This window comes from Oscillibacter sp. PEA192 (genome assembly GCF_003574015.1).
GTDB lineage: Bacteria > Bacillota > Clostridia > Oscillospirales > Oscillospiraceae > Oscillibacter > Oscillibacter welbionis.
In genome coordinates, this window is sequence record NZ_AP018532.1 from 196,137 (window position 1) to 216,034 (window position 19,898).

The 19,898-nt window shown below is 60.3% G+C and carries 16 protein-coding genes; 10 read left to right on the forward strand and 6 right to left on the reverse strand.

Going from position 1 to position 19,898, the window contains the following annotated elements:
- Nucleotides 1-129 precede the first annotated feature (129 nt).
- From DN611_RS00930 to DN611_RS00950, 5 genes are all read left to right on the forward strand, one after another.
- The gene (locus DN611_RS00930; RefSeq protein WP_119310437.1) at nt 130-1,143 is read left to right on the forward strand and encodes an ABC transporter substrate-binding protein; all 1,014 of its coding nucleotides are present in this window, start codon (nt 130-132) and stop codon (nt 1,141-1,143) included.
- Between the two features lie 161 nt (nt 1,144-1,304).
- A complete protein-coding gene (locus DN611_RS00935; protein WP_305148300.1) occupies nt 1,305-2,783 on the forward strand; it encodes a sugar ABC transporter ATP-binding protein in 1,479 nt (492 codons plus the stop codon).
- Nucleotides 2,784-3,815, forward strand: coding sequence for an ABC transporter permease (locus tag DN611_RS00940; RefSeq protein WP_309452332.1), 1,032 nt, complete (start codon nt 2,784-2,786; stop codon nt 3,813-3,815). It begins immediately after the preceding gene.
- Nucleotides 3,812-4,813: a galactofuranose ABC transporter, permease protein YjfF gene (gene yjfF, locus DN611_RS00945; RefSeq protein ID WP_021748032.1), complete on the forward strand. Its 1,002-nt coding sequence runs from the start codon at nt 3,812-3,814 to the stop codon at nt 4,811-4,813. Before DN611_RS00940 ends, yjfF begins: the two co-directional genes overlap by 4 nt.
- An 85-nt stretch (nt 4,814-4,898) precedes the next feature.
- Nucleotides 4,899-5,798, forward strand: coding sequence for an AEC family transporter (locus DN611_RS00950; protein WP_119310438.1), 900 nt, complete (start codon nt 4,899-4,901; stop codon nt 5,796-5,798).
- 270 nt (nt 5,799-6,068) lie between these two features.
- Here the strand turns inward: DN611_RS00950 and DN611_RS00955 are convergent, their stop codons facing one another.
- Both DN611_RS00955 and DN611_RS00960 read right to left on the reverse strand, forming a co-directional pair.
- Nucleotides 6,069-9,365 (reverse strand): S-layer homology domain-containing protein, encoded by a 3,297-nt coding sequence (locus DN611_RS00955; RefSeq protein WP_119310439.1) that lies wholly within the window; start codon nt 9,363-9,365, stop codon nt 6,069-6,071.
- 307 nt (nt 9,366-9,672) lie between these two features.
- A complete protein-coding gene (locus DN611_RS00960) occupies nt 9,673-10,944 on the reverse strand; it encodes a DeoR family transcriptional regulator (protein WP_021749715.1) in 1,272 nt (423 codons plus the stop codon).
- A gap of 283 nt (nt 10,945-11,227) precedes the next feature.
- Between DN611_RS00960 and DN611_RS00965 the strand changes: the two genes are divergently transcribed.
- The 4 genes from DN611_RS00965 (at nt 11,228) to DN611_RS00980 (ending at nt 14,877) form a co-directional block, all read left to right on the forward strand.
- A complete protein-coding gene (locus tag DN611_RS00965; protein WP_021749716.1) occupies nt 11,228-11,560 on the forward strand; it encodes a helix-turn-helix domain-containing protein in 333 nt (110 codons plus the stop codon).
- A 143-nt stretch (nt 11,561-11,703) separates the two neighbouring features.
- Nucleotides 11,704-12,834 carry a TerD family protein gene (locus tag DN611_RS00970; RefSeq protein WP_119310440.1) on the forward strand — a complete coding sequence of 377 codons (1,131 nt, stop codon included), beginning with the start codon at nt 11,704-11,706 and terminating at the stop codon, nt 12,832-12,834.
- Nucleotides 12,835-12,855: 21 nt separating this feature from the next.
- Nucleotides 12,856-14,229: a VWA domain-containing protein gene (locus DN611_RS00975; protein WP_021749718.1), complete on the forward strand. Its 1,374-nt coding sequence runs from the start codon at nt 12,856-12,858 to the stop codon at nt 14,227-14,229.
- A 390-nt stretch (nt 14,230-14,619) separates the two neighbouring features.
- The gene (locus DN611_RS00980; RefSeq protein WP_021749720.1) at nt 14,620-14,877 is read left to right on the forward strand and encodes an HPr family phosphocarrier protein; all 258 of its coding nucleotides are present in this window, start codon (nt 14,620-14,622) and stop codon (nt 14,875-14,877) included.
- A 136-nt stretch (nt 14,878-15,013) separates the two neighbouring features.
- On the opposite strand, the gene DN611_RS00985 is transcribed toward DN611_RS00980, so the two are convergent.
- The 4 genes from DN611_RS00985 to DN611_RS01000 are packed head-to-tail and all read right to left on the reverse strand — an operon-like array spanning nt 15,014 to nt 18,760.
- Nucleotides 15,014-15,907, reverse strand: coding sequence for an NAD(P)-dependent oxidoreductase (locus DN611_RS00985; RefSeq protein ID WP_021747777.1), 894 nt, complete (start codon nt 15,905-15,907; stop codon nt 15,014-15,016).
- Between the two features lie 24 nt (nt 15,908-15,931).
- Entirely contained in the window at nt 15,932-17,209 is a 1,278-nt protein-coding gene (locus tag DN611_RS00990) for a TRAP transporter large permease (RefSeq protein ID WP_021747776.1), read from the reverse strand.
- Entirely contained in the window at nt 17,206-17,709 is a 504-nt protein-coding gene (locus tag DN611_RS00995) for a TRAP transporter small permease (RefSeq protein ID WP_025544782.1), read from the reverse strand. The genes DN611_RS00990 and DN611_RS00995 overlap by 4 nt, the downstream gene beginning before the upstream one ends.
- A gap of 34 nt (nt 17,710-17,743) precedes the next feature.
- Nucleotides 17,744-18,760 (reverse strand): TRAP transporter substrate-binding protein, encoded by a 1,017-nt coding sequence (locus DN611_RS01000; protein ID WP_036629491.1) that lies wholly within the window; start codon nt 18,758-18,760, stop codon nt 17,744-17,746.
- A gap of 329 nt (nt 18,761-19,089) precedes the next feature.
- On the opposite strand from DN611_RS01000, the gene DN611_RS01005 reads away from it, so the two are divergent.
- Nucleotides 19,090-19,818, forward strand: a complete 729-nt coding sequence (locus DN611_RS01005) for a FadR/GntR family transcriptional regulator (RefSeq protein WP_025544779.1) — start codon at nt 19,090-19,092, stop codon at nt 19,816-19,818.
- Nucleotides 19,819-19,898 lie beyond the last annotated feature (80 nt).

Below are 19,898 nucleotides of genomic sequence, written 5' to 3' on the forward strand. Positions count from 1 at the left end.
CTGTAAAATTCAAATAAAAACCCGTTGGAGCGCCTCTTTTCAAAGGTGGAGGCGTCTTGTATATTATTTAACACAGGGCGCGAGACCGCCCATTCGGAAGATGAAGAAAGCGAGAAAGGATTGAAAGGTATGAAACTGAAGAAATGGTTGACCGGCGTTTTGGCCGCTGCGATGGCCCTGTCTCTGGCCGCCTGCAGTGATGGAGGCGCGGAAAGCGCCGATGCCGGCAGTGAGGACAGCATCACCCTTGGATTTGCCCAGGTCGGTTCTGAGAGCGAGTGGCGCACTGCCAACACCGACAACATCAAGGCTGCCGCGGAGGCCGCCGGCGTGACCCTCCAGTTCTCCGACGCACAGCAGAAGCAGGAGAACCAGATCAAGGCCATCCGCTCCTTCATCGCATCTGACGTGGATGTGATCTCCTTCTGCCCCATCGTGGAGACCGGCTGGGATACGGTCCTGCAGGAGGCCAAGGACGCCGGGATCCCGGTGGTCCTGGTGGACCGCGGCGTGACTGCGGACCCCTCTCTGTATGTGACCCACATCTTTGCCGACGCCCTGAAGGAGGGTGCTAATGCCTTCAATTGGGTTGACGAGTATATGACTGCTGAGGGCAAGACTCCCCGTGCCGGCGGCGATCAGTTCCAGGTGGCGATTCTGGAGGGCACGGTCGGCTCCTCCGTGGCCGCCGACCGCCTGCAGGGATTCACCGATGCCATGGCCGAATCCCCCAACAGCGGCAAGTACAACGTCATCTGTTCCCAGACCGGTGAGTACACCCGTGCCAAGGGCATGGAGGTCATGGAGTCCTTCCTGAAGTCCGACGGGGACAAGATCGATATTCTCTTCTCCTGCAACGGGGATATGGCTCTGGGCGCTATTCAGGCCATTGAGGCTGCCGGACTGAAGCCCGGTGAGGACATCGTCATCGTCTCCATCGACGCCGCCAAGGGCGAGTTCAACGCTATGATCGAGGGCAAGATGAACTGCGCCGTGGAGCACACCCCCAACTTCGGCGAGACCCTGATGGAAACCGCCAAGAAGATTGTGGCCGGCGAAGAAGTACCCGCCACCATTGAGCTGGAAGAGGGGATCTTCCCCGCTGACATTGCCGAGCAGGAGCTGCCCAACCGCACCTATTGACCGGCTTTCGCCAACCGTTCCATGATCCCGCGGGCGGGGGATGTCCTCCCCGCCCGCGGACTGTTTTGCCCTGGCTCCCCAGGGCCTCCGGCGGGATGCCAGGCCCGCCGAATCCAAGACAAAGGATGTGATGACCTGTGGCAGAAGAAGCCCTGTTGACAATGCGGGGAATCTGTAAATACTTCCCCGGCGTCCGCGCGCTGGAGAATGTGGATTTCACCCTGCACTCCGGTGAAGTCCACGCGCTGGTCGGCGAAAACGGCGCGGGAAAATCCACCCTGATTAAGGTCCTGACTGGCGTCCACGCAAAGGACGGCGGCAAGATCGCCATGGAGGGCAGGCCCATTTCCCCCTCCAGCCCGCTGGAGGCCATGAAGTGCGGCATTTCCACCGTGTATCAGGAGGTCAACCTGTGCCCCAATCTGAGCGTGGCGGAGAACATCTTTATCGGCCGTGAGCCCAAAAAGGCGGGCGGCATCGACTGGAAGACCATCAACCGCCGGGCCGCGGAGCTGCTGACTACGCTGAATCTGAACATTGACGTGACAAAGACGCTGGGGAGCTACTCGGTGGCCGTCCAGCAGATGATTGCCATTGCCCGTGCGGTGGATGTGGACGCAAAGGTGCTGATCCTGGACGAGCCCACCTCCTCCCTGGATGAGGAGGAGACCCAGCGCCTGTTCGCAGTGGTGCGCAAGCTGAAGGCCCAGGGCCTGGGGGTCATCTTTGTCTCCCACTTCCTGGATCAGATCTATGAGCTCTGCGACCGGATCACGGTGCTGCGCAACGGTGAGCTGGTGGGCGCCTATGCCGTGGCGGAGCTGCCCCGGGTGGAGCTGATCTCCAAGATGATCGGCAAGGAGCTGGGGGATATTCAGAGCATGGGCAAAAACACCGCCCTGTGCGGGGACGAGGTGCTGATCGAGGCCGACGGACTCTCCGCGTTCGGCCGTATCCAGGATTTTGACCTGCAGATCCACAGGGGCGAAGTCGTGGGCTTTGCCGGCCTGTTGGGCTCAGGCCGCACGGAAACGGCAGAGCTTCTGGCCGGCGTGGCCAAGCCCGAACAGGGCGCACTGCGGATGAACGGCCGGGAAGTCCATTTCAACTCCCCCCTGGACGCCATGCACCACAAGATCGCCTTCTGCCCGGAGGACCGGAAGATTCAGGGCATCATCGGGGACCTCTCCGTCCGGGAGAACATCATCATCGGCCTTCAGGCCAAAAAGGGCATGTGGAACCACATCCCCCTGAAGGAGCAGGAGCGGATCGCCGACGAGTACATCAAGCTGCTGCAGATCAAGGTCTCCTCTCCGGAGCAGCTAATCCGCAACCTCTCCGGCGGCAACCAGCAGAAGGCCATCATCGCCCGCTGGCTGGTGACGCAGCCGGATCTGCTGATCCTGGATGAGCCCACCCGCGGCATCGACATCGGCACCAAGACGGAGATCCAGAAAATGGTGATCCAGCTGGCCCGGGAGCAGCACATGTCCATTATCTTCATCTCCAGCGAGATTGACGAGATGACCCGCACCTGCACACGCCTGGCAGTCCTGCGGGACCGGCGGAAGGTGGCGGAACTGACCGGCGACGACATCAACTCCGACCGGGTGATGGCAGCCATTGCAGGAGGTGCCTAAATGATGGGAAAAGTGAAAAAGGTGACGTCCAACCACCTGTTTCTGCCGCTGTTTGCCCTGGCTCTGCTGCTGGTGTTCAACGCGTTTGCCACCCCCGGCTTTTTTGCCATTGAGTTCCAGAACGGCCAGTTTTACGGGCGCATTATTGACATTCTCAACCGGGCTTCGATCCTGGTGATCTTGTCTATGGGCATGACCTTCGTCATCGCCACCGGGGGCATCGACATCTCCCAAGGCTCTGTCATCGCTATCTCCGGCGCCATCTGCTGCTCCCTGATCGGCGGAGCAGGGGACGGCACAGCCAATATGCCGCTGCTGCCGGCCTGTCTGATCGCCGTGCTGGTCTGCGCCCTGTGCGGCGTGTGGAACGGCTTCCTGGTCTCCAAGCTGAAGATCCAGCCCATGGTGGCCACACTGATCCTGCTGACCGCCGGACGAGGCATCGCCATGCTGATTACCAAGGGGCAGAATGTCACCGTGTACTATGAGCCCTTCACCTACATCGGCACCACCATTCCCGGCAGCCCCCTGCCTACCACCATCTTCATTGCCGCCCTCATGGTGCTGTTTGTGGTTCTAATCCAGAAAAAGACGTCTGTGGGACTGTTCGTCCAGGCGGTGGGCATCAATGCCAACGCCGCCCGGCGCACGGGCCTCAAGGTCTCCTCCATCATCTTTATGGTGTACGTCTTCTCCGGCATCTGCGCCGGCATTGCCGGACTGATGGAATCCTCCATGATCGCGGCGGCGGACCCCAACAACGCCGGCCTCAACATGGAGATGGACGCCATCTTGTCCGTGGCCTTGGGCGGAACGCTTCTCAGCGGCGGCAAATTCTACATCGGCGGCTCCATCATCGGCGCCATCACCATCCAGACGATGACCACCACGCTGTACGCGCTGGGCGTCTCCTCGGAGCAGCTGCCGGTATACAAGGCCCTTGTGGTCATTTTGATCTGCCTCCTCCAGTCCGAAAAATTCAAGGGTGTTCTGGAGAAGCGCACAGCAGAAAAGGCGGTGAAGCAGAGATGAAGCAGAAGAGCAGCCTGAAAGACCGCCTGGTCGGTTCCCGGTATTTTTCCTTCGGCATCACCCTGAGCCTGTTCGTGCTGCTGTATGTGGTCGGCATGATGAACTACCGGGGCTTCATGAAGCCCCAGGTGTTCTGCAACCTGCTGATCGACAATGCGGCCCTGATCATTGCCACCATCGGCATCACCTTTGTCCTGCTGATCGGCGGGATTGACATCTCCATCGGCTCTGTGGTGGCGCTGACCTGTATGTCGTCGGCGCAGATGCTGCAGAACACGGGCCTGCCCGCGCCCGCCGTCATCCTGATCGTGCTGGCCATGGGGGCTGTGTTCGGCCTGGTCCAGGGCTGGCTGATTACGGAATTCAACATGCAGCCCTTCATTGTCACGCTGGCGGGGCAGTTCTTCGCCCGCGGCATGACGGCGATCATCTCCCGGGAGACGATTGTTATTGACAATCCCGTGTACACCTCGCTGGCGTCCGCGCGGATCTATGTCCTGCCCGGCGGATTCATCTCCGTGGGCGTGGTGATCGCGCTGGTGACGCTGGTTGCGGCCACATTGGTGCTGAAGTTCACCCGATTCGGCCGGAACATCTACGCGCTGGGCGGAAATGAGATGTCTGCGCAGCTGATGGGCCTTCCCACCAAACGGACGAAAATCCTCGCCTACGTGGTGTGCGGCTTCTGCTCGGCGCTGGCCGGTGTGGTCTACTCCCTCATCATGCTCTCCGGGTATCCCCTCCACGCCGTCAGCATGGAGATGGACGCCATCGCCTCCTCCGTGATCGGCGGCACGCTGATGTCCGGCGGCGTGGCCTTCCTGCCAGGCACCCTTCTCGGCGTGCTGATCCAGGGTGTGATCCAAACCTTCATCACCTTCCAGGGGACGCTCTCCGCCTGGTGGACGCGCATCATCATCGCCCTGCTGCTGTGCCTGTTCATTGTGATCCAGGCGGTGGTCAGCCGCAGCCGGCAGCGCCTCAACTCTGAGCACTGATTTTTCCCAATCTTCTTTTCTTCTTTTTTCCGGCACAGTCACCAGGCACGTCCTGGTGGCTGTGTCCATTTCAGGAGGTTTCGGCATGGACGCTTTACTCATCAAAACCGGCGGGCTGCTGCTGATCGTGGCGCTGGGATACCTTCTCAAGAGACGGGGCGTCTTTCAGCAGGGCGATGCCCGTCTGCTGTCCAGGATCATCGTCAACCTGACGCTGCCGGGGGCTCTCCTCTCCAGCTTCAGCGCGTTCAGGCTGGTTCCGTCCCTGCTGGCGGTTCTCGCCGCGGCAGCAGCCGCCAATGTCCTGCTGCTGGCTGTCTCCGCCCTGGTGACCCGGAGGCGGCCGGGGCCCGTCCGGGCGCTCTACCTGCTCAACGCCCCCAGCTACAATATCGGCACCTTTGTCCTGCCCTTTGTGCAGAGCTTTCTGCCGCCGGACATGCTGCTGGCCGTCTCCATGTTTGACGCGGGCAACAGCCCCTTCAACTGCGGCGGCGCCTATGCGCTGACGGCCGCCCTCACCGGCGGGGAGCGCCTGACGGTCCGCTCTGTTCTGGGCAGAATGCTCCGCTCCGTGCCCTTCGACACCTTTTTGGCCATTCTGCTCCTGGGGCTGCTCGGCCTGCGCCTGCCGCAGACGGTTTACACCGTGGCGGGGATGTTCGGCCAGGCCAACGCCTTTCTGGCGATGCTGATGATCGGATTGCTGCTGGAGCCGCGGATCCCGCAGGAGAGCCGGTCCGATGTTCTGCGGGTGGTCCTGCTGCGCTATGGATTCGGCCTGGCGGCCTCCGCCGTCTGCTGGATGCTGCCGCTGCCCGCCGGGGTCCGGCAGGTGCTGGTGCTGAGCCTTCTGGCGCCGGTGCCCTCTGTCTCCCTGGCCTACTGTGAGCGGTGCGGCTGTGATTCCGGCGCCGTGGGGGCGATCCACTCCCTCTGCATCCCCATCAGCCTGGCCTTTACGCTGCTGGTGTGCCTGATGTGATGGCGCCCGCTGCGTTGTGCTCCGGGCAGGGGGCAGCCGCGGCCTCCAGGAATATTCCTGGAGGCCGCGGCTGTTGGGAAGATGGACGCTTGCGCGTCTGGATTTATGGGCTGTTTCTGCCGGGGCGGCGTGGCGGCTTTCTCAGAAAAATAGTTCCTGCTTGTTTCTGGGCTGACTACCTGTGCCCGGGACTAAAATGAGCAAAAGCCCCCACTCTTTTCAGAGTGGGGGCTTTCGTTATAAAGAAATGCTGATATACCGAAGAGAATCTCAGGCGTTGGCGTCAGCCAGGGTGACAGTCAGAGTGATGTCATTGGTGATCGGAGTGCTGTCGGAAATCTTAACCGTCAGGGTTTGAGAGTCCGCAGTACCGCTGGACTTGGGAGCGATATCGCCAGCATCCCACAGGGAGACGTTCTTCACATCGCCGGTCAGAGCACCGCCATTGTTGCTTGTAACTGTGTCAACATTGATGCCCTTGTTCAGTGTAAAGTCAGTGTCGGCCTGAGCGATCAGAGTGACCTCGATCTCGACCTCTTCACCGGACTTGATGTACAGGGCGTTGGCGTCGAGATCGGAGATGGCAACGGTGATGCTGCTATTATCGTTCAAAGTACCAGTCTTGGCAACAGTTTTGATAACTTTGTAGAAGCCATCTTCATACTGGTAGCCATCCTTAATGGCATTAGAATTGCTGGCAATCTTCTCGTAGATGACATTGCCTTCGTCATCAGTGATTGCTACATACAGGCCGGACTTCAGACCAAGATTCTGAATCTGAGTGGTCTTGTTCAGCAGCTTGGCAGAGCCGTTGATGGAGACCGCATAGCCCTCAATGATTCCAGTGCTGGAGTTGAACTTCGCAGCGCCTTCCACATCATTCAGAGTGAACTCATAGGTGCCGCTGTTGTTCTTAATTGTACCGACCTCATAGCCCTTGTCGGCCAGGGCGGTCTTCAGGTACTCCACGGCATCCATGGCGTTGGGCTTATCGGTGCCGGTGCGGTAGGTGACCGTCATGCTGTTGAGATCGGAGATGTCCACTACCACATTGGAGGGGATCTCCACCTTGCCGCTGTCCTTCTCATCGTCCTCAACGGTCTCAATGAACAGGGACTGCACCAGATAGTCGCTGATTACAGCATAGACCTTATCGTTGTTGTCCTTCACCACGGAACGGTAAGAGCCGGTGCTGATGTTGCCCTTCTTGTCGACGGTGTAGAAGGCGGCGTCATCATCCACACTGACAGTCCAGTTGTCATCCGCAGTATCCAGAATGACGGTGTAGTCGCCGGAACGCTTGTCAACGCCGGTGCCACCGTTCACAGCCTGCTTGGAATCCGTGGTGTTGTCAAAGGAATCGTAACGGGTCACCTTGGTGATGACGCCGTACTTATTGGTGGAGAAACTCTTGTACAGGCCGTTCAGCCCATCTCCCAGCTCCTCGGCCACCTTGACAGTGGTGATCTCGCCGTTGACAACAGCATTGTACTCGAAGTAGTCGTCATCCGCGTCGTGAATCAGATCGGAGACAGACTCGCCGGCCAGGAACAGCATCTTGGAGCTGTCGTCCTCCACGTCCACCTTGGACTCGGGCATGATGAACATGACAGTGACCATGCTGCCGTTCTTGCAGAAGTAGTACACGTCGACCTGACGATCCTTGCCGCTGGCAGCCGTAATGCTGGGTGCGTTCTTGATGCCAGTATAGGCGGTGTACTCGTCGGTGTCCTCGGTATCCTGAACCACAAACAGGGTCTTGGAGTTGGCGGTCACGGCAGTGCCGTCCACATTAATGCTGGCCTTGTCGTTCTTCAGAACGAAGTTGGAAATATCGGTTTCTTTTACAGTCTTGTTATAGCCACCCTTGTCCTGCTTGGAGGAAACTTCCTTCAGCGTGTAGACATTGTCGGAATCCACCTTGTAAGTAACAATGGTGTTGTCAGCAATATCGTTGCTGTAGTCTTTCTCGGTGGTGACTACCTTGGTGGTGCCGTCGGCAAACAGGAGCTCGGCCTTCTTGCCGACGAAGTCACTCTTGTTGGCGGTGGCCAGCACCAGGGCATAGTCCTGAGCGGTCAGTTCCTCTTCCTCGATGTAAATGACATAGCCATAGGCATCCAGGTAGACGGTGTAGTCGTTCTTCACGCTCACGTCACCCAGCAGCTCACCGGAAACGGTCCTGGAGGTCTTGTAAGCGGTATCAGCAATGGTCAGCCCCTTATTTTCATCGTCAGAGGCTTTGTTGATAACCTTGGTCACGGTGCCGGAGACTTCCTCAGCTGCGGCAACCGACTTCACTTCCTCAGCTGCTTCAGAGTAGGTGTACAGGACATAGGCGTCCTCCTCGAACTCCTCGTTGGTCTCGAACTCCAGATTGCCGCTCTCGGAGGGCACGACATCCAAGGTGGAGACAACCACATAGGCGTCCTTCTTAGAAGTGGCGGCCACGTTTTTGCTCACTTGGCCCACATAGGTGTTGACCTCGGTGATAGTGACGGTGCCGTCATCCTCGTCATAGAAGACTTCGGTCAACACACCGTTGGCACCGAACTTGGTGTCATCGTCACCCTTCTTGATGGCCACGGGCAGCTGATCCTTCATGTTGGGGTGATCCTTGGAGGAAACGCCGTCCACATACACAGAGACATCGTCCTTGGCAACGGTCTTGTTCAGGCCCAGATCCTTGTAGATGTCTCCCACTTCCACCTTAGTGGTGTAGGTGGCGTCAGCATCCTTGGCATAGGTGCCGATCTCGTCGGACTTCAGGGTCCAGACGTTGGAGGGGCGAGCAAAGTCATCCTCGCCGCTGTCATCCAGTCTCAGATCAGTGAAGTACTTCTCAGCAAACTGCATCTTGCCATCGGAATTGATGTACTTGTCGCTCTTGCCGTTGTTCTCCACATCGGAACGGCTGGAAGTGGTGTTGATGGTGATGTCACCCACAACGATGGTGTTCTGCTGGTCATACTCCACCATGGTGGCCTGCAGCATGTTGAACGCATACAGGGCAGCCTCCTGGCGGGTCACGGCCTTGGAGCCCACGAACTCGTCGTTGCCGTCGTCCAGGCCAATGCCCACGGCCTGCTTGATGACGGACACGGTCCAGTTGGGGCCGGTGTAGCCCTCGATGGAGCTGTCATAGCCCAGAGCGCCCAGCAGCATCTTCATGAACGCGTTGCCGCTCAGGGTGCCGGTGGGACGGAAGGTGCCGTCAGCGTAGCCGCTGATGATACCCTGCTGAGAGCAGTAGGTGATGTAGCCCGCAAAGGTGTTGGTCACGGGAACATCCTTGAAGGGGGCGGTGCCTGCGCTCAGAGCGGAGGCAGTGGTGGGGCCCAGGATCAGGTTGCAGATGATCTTGGCGGCCGCACCGCGGGTCAGGACATCATCGGGACGGAAGTCGCCGCCGGAATAACCGTCGACAACGCCCAGAGCAGAGATCACATCCACAGCTTCCTTGTAGGTGATCTCGCTGTCGTCCGTGAAGTCCTTGGCGCCGGCGCTGACGGTGACCAGAGACATGGTCATCACCAGAGCAAGCACCAGAGAAAGGAACTTCTTCATTTGGGATTTCTCCTCCTTTAAAATATTTGCGGTCCGCCGGTATGCCTGCCGCCGGGTCTGAGATTCGTGTGGGGGCTAGCCAACCAACTTGTGTCGGCCTACACCAACCACAGAGCCGGCCGCCAGTGACACTCCCGCCGTCCGCAACGCCAATGTATCAGTGTTTTTCCGGATTGTCTACGGATTCGGCGTGATTGTTATTCAAACGAAACACGCCGTTCAAAAGCGCCTGATTCGTGGTAATTTATGTAACAAAAGTTGCAGATTTCCAAAAAAGAGAGAGGCGGGAAACCGGGGCTGCCCGGTCTCACGCCTCCTTCTGCAAGAGGATGTATTTCTGCCCGTCCTTGGCGATCTGGTGCTCCGCCAGCATCCGCTGGAGAATGGGCCAGCACTGGCGAGGGCCGATTCGCAGCACCCGGGCAATGTCCTGGCGGTAGGCAAACCCCGCCTCCGACAGGTACGCCAGGATCGCCTGCTCCTGGTCCTCCGGCGGCACCACCGTGCTGGGCAGGTAATAGCGGTTTCCCACTTTGGTCAGCTTTCCCCGGGCCACCATCTGCCGAAGCCGGTTGTAGGCCGTGTTCTTGGAGACCCGCAGAAGGGCCATCACCTCATTCCGGGTGATGGAGCCCTGGCGCCGGACAACGTCCAGCACCTGGTTCTCGCCGCCCACCCGGATGTCGTAGTCCAGGCGCAGGTCCCGCAGGGAGAGATCGTCCAGCCCGCCCTGCACCAGCGCCGCCCGCACCAGCTTGGACAGGCGGGTGCGCTCATAGGGGCGGCGGCTGCGGGGGGACATCAGGACCCACTCCGCCTCTGGCGGCGCCGCCTTGCGCAGCTTCTGGAGAATGGACAGGACGCCGCTGGTCAGGCGGACCTGCCTGTCCGGCAGGATAAGCCGCTCCTTCTGCAGGTCCACCTGGTCCCACCGCAGCGACGCGATCTCCTCCACCTGGAGCCCCAGCTGCCAGGTGAGCCACAGGGCCGCCCCGGCGGGGGTGTCCTGTTCCGCCTGCAGCAGCTTCCAGAGGGCGAACTCGTCGATCTGCGGCGCTGCCTTCCGGCGGATGCGGGTGGAGACCTTCTTCTCCGTCAGGTAGGCCGCGAAGTGGACGTTCATGGCGGCGGCCTCCAGCCCGGTGATCCGGGAGACGTACTGCCAGTCGTGACGTTCCAGCTGCCGCAGAACGTAGTCGTGGCGCAGGTCGATCAGGCGGACGGCCTTCAGGTCCCCGGCGTCCAGCGCGGCGCGGGCCAGGCGGGAGATGGACTGGGCCGCCAGGGGCTGCTGGTCCCGGTCCGACAGCACCACCCGTTCGCTGCTGCCGTTCCGCTCCCGACGCAGGGCCTCCAGCCAGGCGGCCAGCTCCGGGGCCAGCGGGACCGCCCGGTCCGGCAGCAGGAGCTGTTCGCCCAGCAGATCCACCTGAGCCCAGGTGAGGTGCTGGATTTCGTCCCGCATCAGACCGGCCATCCACGCCAGCCGCAGGATGGCTCCCGCGGCATCATTTGTATGCTGTTCCAGCACCCGGCAAAGCAAGGCTCCATCGGGGCGGTTGAGCGTGTAACTCTGCATGGCGTCTCCTTGTTTTGTTACGCTTGTGTGTCACAAAAATGACCTTCCTGCTTTTGGAAGCCTGCGGGTGACGGAATCTTCTCTATAAGCTAACGTTTTTTGTGACAATTGTTATACACGTGAAACCGCTTTTGAAAAAACTCCTAAACCATTGCACCACAATGGATACGGAGATTTTCTCACTCAAAATATACACTATAAGATAACTAAAATCAATATCTTATAGCATATTTTGAATGGACACGTTCCAGAATAGACTTATTCTAAAAGGAGCGTGAAACAGATGACAAAACAGGAGCGAGTCGCCATGGGGCACCGGCTGCGGCAGCAGAGGACCCTTCTGGGCCTCACCCGGGAGGAGTTTGCCGAGCTGGCGGATATCAGCGCCGGCTATTACGGCCAGATCGAGGTGGGGACCTCGCAGATGTCCATTGACACGCTGATTAAATTATCGAAGACGTCGCAGCTCTCAATGGAGTATATCCTTTTGGGAGAGGAGATTCAGCCCGATGCGGATCTGACCGCCATAGAGGCCCTGCTGGCCCGGTGCACGCCCCGGGAGGTCCGGCTGGCTGAGAAGGTCCTCCGGCTGTTTCTGCTGCGGGGAGACGCATAGCGGGCCTGCGGCGGCCGGATAGATCTGCGCCCGCTGGGTTGAAAAACCGGATCCACTTCTTGATTCGGCGGCCGCCATCCACTAAAATAGGGAGGTAAACCCGCAGGGCGGAGAAACGGATATGCGAGAAAGGACGGGATCCCATGGAACTGCAGAAGGGACAGAAGTGCAAACTGGCGGACCTGACCGGAAGCGGACAGCTGCGAATCTCCGTGACGGTGTCCCTGCCGGGGAGCGAGGCGGACGTGACCTGCTTCGGCGTGGACGGAGCGGGGAAGTTGTCCGACGACCGTTATTTTATTTTTTACAACCAGACCAGTTCGCCGGAGGGCGCCGTCTCCATGCACCAGTCCGGGGAGTCCACGGTGTTCTCGGTGGACCTGAACCGCCTTCCGGGCTTCCTGCAGAGGCTGGTGGTGACGGTGGCGGCGGAGAGCGGCACCATGCAGGCGCTGGCCCGGGGACTCCTGACGCTGGAAGGAGAGTTGGACCGGGCGGCCTATGTCTTCACCGGTGCGGGGTATCAGCAGGAGAAGGCCCTGATTCTCTGCGAGGTGTACCGCAAGGATGGGATTTGGCGCTTTTCCGTGGTGGACAGCGGCTTCAACGGGGGACTCTCCGCCCTGCTGGCCCACTTCGGCGGGGAGGAGGTCAAGCCTGACCCGCCGACCCCGGCGCCCGCTCCGCCGGAGCCGAAGGTGAATTTCTCCAAAATCAGCCTGAAGAAGAGCGGAGAGAGCCACAAGATCGACCTGACGAAAAACCGTCGGCGCATCCACGTGAACCTGAACTGGGACCAGCGGCGGGGCCTGTTCAGCCGGGGCATCGACCTGGATCTGGCCTGTATGTACCGGCTGAAGGACGGGCGGCAGGGGGTCATCCAGGCCCTGGGCAACAGCTTCGGTGCCGCCGATCAGCCCCCCTACATCAAGCTGGACAAGGACGACCGCTCCGGCGCCAGCGCCAACGGCGAAAACATGGACTTCTTCCGGCCGGAGCTGATCGACTTCGCCGTGGTTTTCGCCTTCATCTATGAGGGCGTGCCCAACTGGCGGTCCACCAACGCCCGGGTGGTGTTGAGCCAGCAGGGGACGCCGGATATTGAGGTCCAGATCGACAACCCCAACAGCAACGAACGGTTCTGCGTCCTGGCCAGCCTCACCGGCCGGGACGGCGGGCTGGAGGTCCGGCGGGAGGACCTGTTTTTCAACAGCCACCGGGCTGTGGACGCCCATTACCACTTCGGCTTCCGCTGGGTGGCGGGCCACAAATAACACGGGAGAGGAGCCGAAGTCATGTTGGATTTGCAGCGGGGACAGAAGATCTCCATTCAAACCGTCTGCCGGACCTGGACCCTGGAGGTGGAGCTGCGGCATCAGGGGCCCCTGGCGGTCGACGTGTCCTGCTTTGGCCTGGACAGCGCAGGCCGCCTCTCCGACGAGCGGTATTTTCTTTTCTATAACCAGCGGCGCTCGCCGGAAGGGGCCATGGCCCTCTCTGAGGGAGCATCCGGCGGAACGGCCCGATTCCAGGTGGATCTGGCGGCCCTGCCGGACCATATCCAGCGGCTCTCCTTCACTGCCGCCATTGACGGCGGCCGCACCCTGCGGGAGCTGGAACAGGGCAGCATCGGTCTGTGGGTCAGAGGGGAGGAGATGGCCCGGTATGCCTACGCGGGGAACGAGTTCTCCGGGGAGCGAGCCATCGTGGCCGGCGAGCTCTACCGGAAAAACGGGGACTGGAAGTTCAGCGCCGTGGGCCGGGGCTTCAACGGCGGCCTCCGGGCCCTGGTGGAGAGCTTCGGCGGCGTGGTGTCAGACCCGGTCCCGCCGCCTCCGCCGCCTGTCCGGACAGCTGTGTCTGCCCGGACAACCCGGCAGCCGGCCGCGCCCGCCGGCGGTCCGCCTCCTTCCGTGGGGGACATCCTGCGCTCCCTGCCGCCCCATGTCTGCACCCGCATGGAGGGGCTGGCCCGCCGCTGCCAAGGGGACCTGGACTTCCTGGCGCCGTTGTACAAAGCCTCCTTTGCAGCACTGGCCCAGGTGCCCCGGGCAGCGGAGAGGGACCTTCAGACGGTCCTGTGCGCCGATGCCTCCGGCTCCATGTTCGACCTGTACCGCGGGGGCCGGGTCCAGCAGATGTTCGACAAGTTCTTCGCCCTGTCCTCCACCCTGTCAGACAGCGGCGCCCTGGACTGCTGGGCCTTTGCTGCGAAGAGCCGCCAGCTGGAGCCGGTGACGCTGGATAACATCCGGGACTACACCTTCTCTCAGGCCGGCGGATACGAGCGGTGGATGAGCATGCTCAACTACCAGTACAACAACGAGCCGGAGGCCATGCGGGACATCATGATGATCTACGGCGGCCTGCGCAGGCCCATTCTGGTGCTGTTCCTGACGGATGGCCGGTTGCAGTCCGACTGGGAGATCGAGGAGATCCTCATCAAGACCTCCCGTTTCCCCGTGTTCTGGCAGTTCATCGGCCTCTATGGCGAAGAGTACGGCGTGCTGAATCACCTGGATGAGATCGACGGCCGCCACACCCAGAACGCCGCCTTTTTGAAGATGGAGGATTTCGACGATTTCATGGACAGCGGCTTTTACCGGACCATTTTCGCAAACACGGCCGCTTGGCTGGAGGAGCTGGACCGGAAGCAGATGCTGCCGTAGAGGAGATGCGCTGGGGCGGATGCTATTTACGGGGCAGCAGGGGGCGGGAGCCGAGGCATGGGACTTTTTCGGGTGTCAAATGATGCGGAGACTGTGAAAAGCCCCTGGGATGGAACCCGGCGCATCAGGGATTTTGCCGCTGGGCATTGCGCACTCCAGCTGATGCGGCCCTGCGGGATACCCCTGGTTGCCCGGAGCGGCAGGCCGTGAGGCTGCGGGATGGCTGTGCCTTCGGATGCGGCACGTCTCCATGCTTCTGTCAGGGGCCATCCCGGCGCTCTCGGGTTTGCGTTACCCCCTTGCCCGGACAGGAAAAAGAAGGTATAATCATTTTGTTCCATCACAGCGGGCGGACAGCCCGCGGCAAGGAGAAACTGAGGAGGTCTTCTTATGCTGTGCACGAGAGAAGTCACGGTCCAGGTCCCTGACGGCCTGCACCATCAGACGGCGGCCCGGTTCATCCAGACTGCCAACCGCTTTACCAGCGTCGTCCGCGTCGTATACGGCGACAACAACGTCAATGCCAAAAGCCTGCTGGGTGTGCTCTCCCTGTCCATCGGAGCGGGGACGCGGATCACGATCACCGCAGACGGAGCGGATGCCGGAGAGGCGCTGGATGCGCTGGAGCAGTGCCTTGCCGGGGCGTGAGCCTTTGGAGCAGACCTGATCTCCTGAATCAAAGAGGGGCCGCCGGCAAAGCCGGCGGCCCCTCTTTACAGAAATGCGCGGGGACCGGACAGGCATCCGGTCCCCGCGCACTCTGAGATTGATCGTCTGACAAGCGTCAGTCTGCCGTCTCCTCCCGGCCGACCTTCACGCCCATCTTGTCCTCGTAATACTTGACCAGCGCCGCCTGGTCCTCGTCGATGTGGCCGTTGTCGTTCATCCAGTCCATCACATGGAGGACCACATCTGTCAGCGGTGTGTCGATGTCCAGCTTGTGGGCATAGTGCTTGGCGTTCAGGATGTCCTTCCGGTGGACGGCGATCCGCGCGCCGGGGGTGTAGTCCCGCTTGATGATCTTGGGCACCTTGTTGTCGTACATGGGACCGCCGGCAAAGCCGCCCCGGGTGGCCTCGAACGTGGTCTGCAGGTCGATGCCCGCCTTGGCCGCGAAGGCATAGCCCTCCGCAATGGCCACCAGGATGGCGCCGCCGATCATGTTGTTCACCAGCTTGGTGACGCTGCCGCTGGCGGGGCCGCCGGTGTAAACGGGACTGCCCATGCACGCCAGGACCGGCTTTACCTTGTCAAAGGCCTCTTTGTCGCCGCCGGTCATAATGGCCAGCGTCCCGGCGATGGCCATGGGGTTGCCGCCGCTGACCGGGGAGTCCAGCAGGAACATCCCCGCGTCCTTGGCCTGCTGGTACAGCTCCAGAATGATGTCCGGTGCGGTGGAGCTCAGGTCCACAATCACATTGCCGGGCTTGCCGTACTGGATGGCCTGCTCCACGCTGTTGCGGATGATGGGATGGGTGGGCAGGATCTGGAGGATCACGTCGCAGGCCTTGTAGATTTCTGCCGGGTCACTGACGGGGATGCCGCCTGCCTCCCGGAAGGCGTCCATCTGCTGCTGGACCACATCGTAGCCCAGCACGGGCAGCCCGCACTTCTGCACCACGTTTTTCGCCATAGGCAGTCCCATGACGCCCATTCCCAAAAATCCGATTTTTTGCATATCCAAGACTTCCTTTCTTCGCAATCAGCCCGCCATGATGCTGGGAAGCAAGGTGGTGAGGGGCGAGACATAGGTGATGAGGAACAACACGATAATGGAGATCAGCAGCATGGGCATCATGGCCTTCAGGGAGTGAGACAGCCGGGTTTCGCCGGTCTGGTTGCACAGCAGCAGACACAGGCCCACCGGCGGCGTCACCAGACCGATGCAGAGGTTGAAGCTCATGACGATGCCGAACTGCAGCAGATCGATGCCGAAGGCATTCAACAGCGGCAGCAGGATCGGGGTCATCATCACCACAGCCGCGTTGGCCTCCATCAGCATACCGATGATCAGGAACAGAATGTTCAGCAGCAGCAGAATGACGACGGGGCTGTTTGTGATGGAGCTGAAGAAGGAGACCAGCTGCTGGGGCAGGCCGGAGGTGGTGATTACATAGCTGGAGGCGGAGGACAGGCCCACCATCACCATGATGGTGGCGGTGGAAACTGCGCCCTCCACAAACACCTGGGGCAGCTCCTTGAAGCTCATGTCCTTGTATACGAAGAGGCTGATGATCAGGCTGTACACCACTGCCACGGCAGATGCCTCGGTGGGGGTGAAGATGCCGCCGAAGATGCCGCCCAGGATGATGATGGGCATCAGCAGCGCCCAGATGCCCTTGCGCACGGAGGAGCCGATCTTCCTCAGGTTGGGCTTCTCATGGGCCGGCAGATTGTGCTTGTGGCCGTAATACAGGCCGTAGGCAATCAGAGCCACCGCCAGAATGATGCCCGGCAACACGGAGCCCAGGAACAGCTCCGCCACGGACACATTGGTGATGCTGGCGTACACGATCAGCACAATGGACGGCGGAATGATGGGACCCAGGATGGAGGAGATGGACGCTACGCCCACGGCGAAGGGGGCGGGATAGCCCTCCCGCTTCATGGCGGGGATGGTGATGCCGCCGATGGCGGAGGCGGTGGCCACGCCGGAGCCGGAGATAGCGCCGAACAGGGCGGAGGCCAGAATGGTCACCAGGGACAGGCTGCCCTTGATGTGTCCTATAATGGCATTACAAATGTCAATCAGTTTTCCTGTAATACTGCGGGACATGATATTGCCCGCCAGAATGAAGAAGGGGATGGCCAGCAGGGCGCTGCCGTTCATGCCCGCGAACATTCTCTGAGGCAGCACAATCAGGGGCAGGTCCGCCAGGTTCAGGGCCGCCAGGGCGCCGATGCCCAGGGCGATGTAGATGGGGAATCCCAGGAGGGCGAGACCCAGCAGCAGAATGATGATTAACAGGCCGGCGTTCATACCTGGGCCTCCTTTCCGGCCCCGCGCAGGGCAGAGATGTTCTTGAAGAGGACCTCAATGGAAGTCAGGAGCATCAGCACGATGCCGACGGGCATACAGGAATAGGGGATGGACATGGGGATCCCAAGCCCCGCAGACATGGTGCGGGCGCCGGTCTGCACCAGGGTGATGGAGTAGGACAGCAGGAATACCATGAACACCATGCCGGCCAGAGTGGCGATGATGGTGAGGATGGTCCGCACCTTCGGCTTCATCAGATTGATGAGAATGTCGATCTGCAGATGGCTGTTGCGGCGGATGGCAATGGCTGCACCGATCATCACGTCGTAGATGAACAGATACCGGGCCAGCTCCTCGCTCCAGGAGTTGGCGTGGGCAAAGATGTACCGCATGATGACCTGGTAGGCGATGATGATGACCATAATCCCTACGGTGACAGCCAGGATCGCTTTCTCGACCTTCTCCAGGACATCTAGGAATTTGGAATATCCTCTCAGCATGTTTGACACCTCGCTATGTCCTTCGTGGCGGTTGTCAGGCATTGGGAGCCAGTGCACGGATCTGGTTGCACCAGTCGGCCAGATCGGGGAAGTTGGCCTCCGCATAGCCGCTGAAATGCTCGGTAAAGGCGGCGTTGTCCACATCCACAAAGGTGACGCCTTCCGCGGTCAGCTCTTCCTTGGCGGCATCCTCCCGCTCCAGCACCTCCTGACCGATCTGCTCGCCGGCATAGACGGCAGCCTCCTCCAGCGCGGACTGGATGTCCTCCGGCAGGGATTCAAAGTACGCCTTATCCATGATAATGGTGTTGGCGCTGTATACATGGTTGGTCAGAATCCAGTAGGGGCAGACCTCCTGGAAGGAATAGCTCTGGGAGTCCAGGATGGAGTTCTCCTGCCCATCCACGGTGCCCTGCTGCAAAGCCGTGTAGGTCTCGCCCATAGCCAGGGGAGTCGGGGCGGAGCCCATCCACTCCCAAACCTTGATGTAGCCCTCCAGATTGGGGCTGCGAAGCTTGAAGCCGGCGAAGTCCTCCACGGTCTTCATCTCCTTGGTGGCGGTCACGATCCGGGCACCACGGTAACCGGCGCCCATCAGCTTGAAGCCGGAGTCATTGCCCACGGTGTCTAGAATCTCCTGGCCCAGCTCGCCGCCCCAGACCGCCTGGAAGTGGTCGTAACCGTTGTAGATGTACGGCATGATGTCGATATTTGCCAGATTTGTGAAGGGAGCCAGCGTGCCCACGGACTCGCAGGTGATGTCCGCTACGCCGGCAGCCATGCCCTCCAGCACCTCAGTGGTGGAACCCAGGCTGTTGCCGCCGTAGAATTCAATGGAGACGCGGCCGGATGTGAGCTCCTCTACCTTCTCCTTGAAGAACGTGGCCATATCATAGCCCAGCTCGCCGGGGGCACTGCCGTTCAGCGCCATGCGCCAGGTGTATTCCGCGCCGGTGCCGTCTCCGCCGGAATCACCGCCTCCACCGCCGCAGCCTGTCAGCAGGGTAAACATCATCACAAGTGCCAATACCATTGCCAACGTCTTTTTCACATCAAACACTCCTTTTTCTTTTATCCTGTCGATTCTCTGCGAAGGGTCGCTTGCTGCCGGGACATGACAGTCGTGCCGCCGGCCTGACAACAAAATATGTTGCCTTATAAATGGTTTTACCATTTATATTTCTTGCTTTATTTTATAGCACTTTACCCAATGCTCGTCAAGCGTTATTAAAATAACGAGCTATTTTGCACAATTTTTAACAATGTCGCGTGCGGATATGTCTCGCCACTCCTGCAGGCATCCTACGGACTCTCCCTTGATTCCGGCTTTCGAGTATGATATACTTTTCACAAAAAGCAGGAAGGGTAAGGAGAACCATGATGGAGCAGCCTTCTTCCAAGGCCCTCTTCACGCCTGCCAAGACCCAGCGGGCGTCCGAGGCTATTTACAATCAGATCTACCCCAAGATCATTTCCGGGGAACTGCGTCCGGGGGACCGGCTCCCGCCGGAGCGGGAGCTGGCGGAGATGTTCCAGCGCAGCCGCCCTGTGGTGCGGGAAGCGCTGCGGATGCTCCAGCAGGAGGGACTGATCGAAACCGCCGTGGGCAGCTCCGGCGGCGCGGTGATCCGGGGCGTCTCCCTGAAATCCGTGGAAGAGCCCCTGAAAAACCTGGTGGCCATGGGGGCCATCAATCTGGATGAGCTGCTGGAGTATCGGCATATCAACGACCGCAGCTGCGCCCGTCTGGCTGCCATCCACCACACGGAGGAGGATGCTGAGGCGCTCCGGCAGACCCTGGAGGGCGCGAAGGCCAACCTGGACAGCCTCTTCAGCTTCCAGGAGTATGATGTGGCGTTCCACAGCGCTTTGGCCAAGGCCAGCCACAACACGCTGGCCTCTCTGATTAATGACGTGATTGTCCGCCTCAACACGGATGTGTTTGTGGAGACGATTCGGGATTACACACCGGAGCAGCTGCGGGAGATCAATTTGCGGATCTACAACACCCATTACGCCATCATGGAAGCCGTCCTCGCCCATGACCCCGACGGGGCGGACCGCGCCGTGGCGGCCATGGTCCGGCTGTTTCAGGATACGGTCCATTGAACAGGCACGGAGCTTCACAAGTACGGCAGCGCACCGCGAAAAGAAACGCTCGCCGCTGCGCATGAGGGGGCGCATTCGGA

Excerpts from the sequence above, each read along its gene's own strand:
- DN611_RS00930 (WP_119310437.1), top strand. The coding sequence starts at position 130 with ATGAAACTGAAGAAATGGTTGACCGGCGTTTTGGCCGCTGCGATGGCC.
- DN611_RS00935 (WP_305148300.1), top strand. The coding sequence starts at position 1,305 with ATGCGGGGAATCTGTAAATACTTCCCCGGCGTCCGCGCGCTGGAGAAT.
- DN611_RS00940 (WP_309452332.1), top strand. The coding sequence starts at position 2,784 with ATGATGGGAAAAGTGAAAAAGGTGACGTCCAACCACCTGTTTCTGCCG.
- yjfF (WP_021748032.1), top strand. The coding sequence starts at position 3,812 with ATGAAGCAGAAGAGCAGCCTGAAAGACCGCCTGGTCGGTTCCCGGTAT.
- DN611_RS00950 (WP_119310438.1), top strand. The coding sequence starts at position 4,899 with ATGGACGCTTTACTCATCAAAACCGGCGGGCTGCTGCTGATCGTGGCG.
- DN611_RS00955 (WP_119310439.1), bottom strand. The coding sequence starts at position 9,365 with ATGAAGAAGTTCCTTTCTCTGGTGCTTGCTCTGGTGATGACCATGTCT.
- DN611_RS00960 (WP_021749715.1), bottom strand. The coding sequence starts at position 10,944 with ATGCAGAGTTACACGCTCAACCGCCCCGATGGAGCCTTGCTTTGCCGG.
- DN611_RS00965 (WP_021749716.1), top strand. The coding sequence starts at position 11,228 with ATGACAAAACAGGAGCGAGTCGCCATGGGGCACCGGCTGCGGCAGCAG.
- DN611_RS00970 (WP_119310440.1), top strand. The coding sequence starts at position 11,704 with ATGGAACTGCAGAAGGGACAGAAGTGCAAACTGGCGGACCTGACCGGA.
- DN611_RS00975 (WP_021749718.1), top strand. The coding sequence starts at position 12,856 with ATGTTGGATTTGCAGCGGGGACAGAAGATCTCCATTCAAACCGTCTGC.
- DN611_RS00980 (WP_021749720.1), top strand. The coding sequence starts at position 14,620 with ATGCTGTGCACGAGAGAAGTCACGGTCCAGGTCCCTGACGGCCTGCAC.
- DN611_RS00985 (WP_021747777.1), bottom strand. The coding sequence starts at position 15,907 with ATGCAAAAAATCGGATTTTTGGGAATGGGCGTCATGGGACTGCCTATG.
- DN611_RS00990 (WP_021747776.1), bottom strand. The coding sequence starts at position 17,209 with ATGAACGCCGGCCTGTTAATCATCATTCTGCTGCTGGGTCTCGCCCTC.
- DN611_RS00995 (WP_025544782.1), bottom strand. The coding sequence starts at position 17,709 with ATGCTGAGAGGATATTCCAAATTCCTAGATGTCCTGGAGAAGGTCGAG.
- DN611_RS01005 (WP_025544779.1), top strand. The coding sequence starts at position 19,090 with ATGGAGCAGCCTTCTTCCAAGGCCCTCTTCACGCCTGCCAAGACCCAG.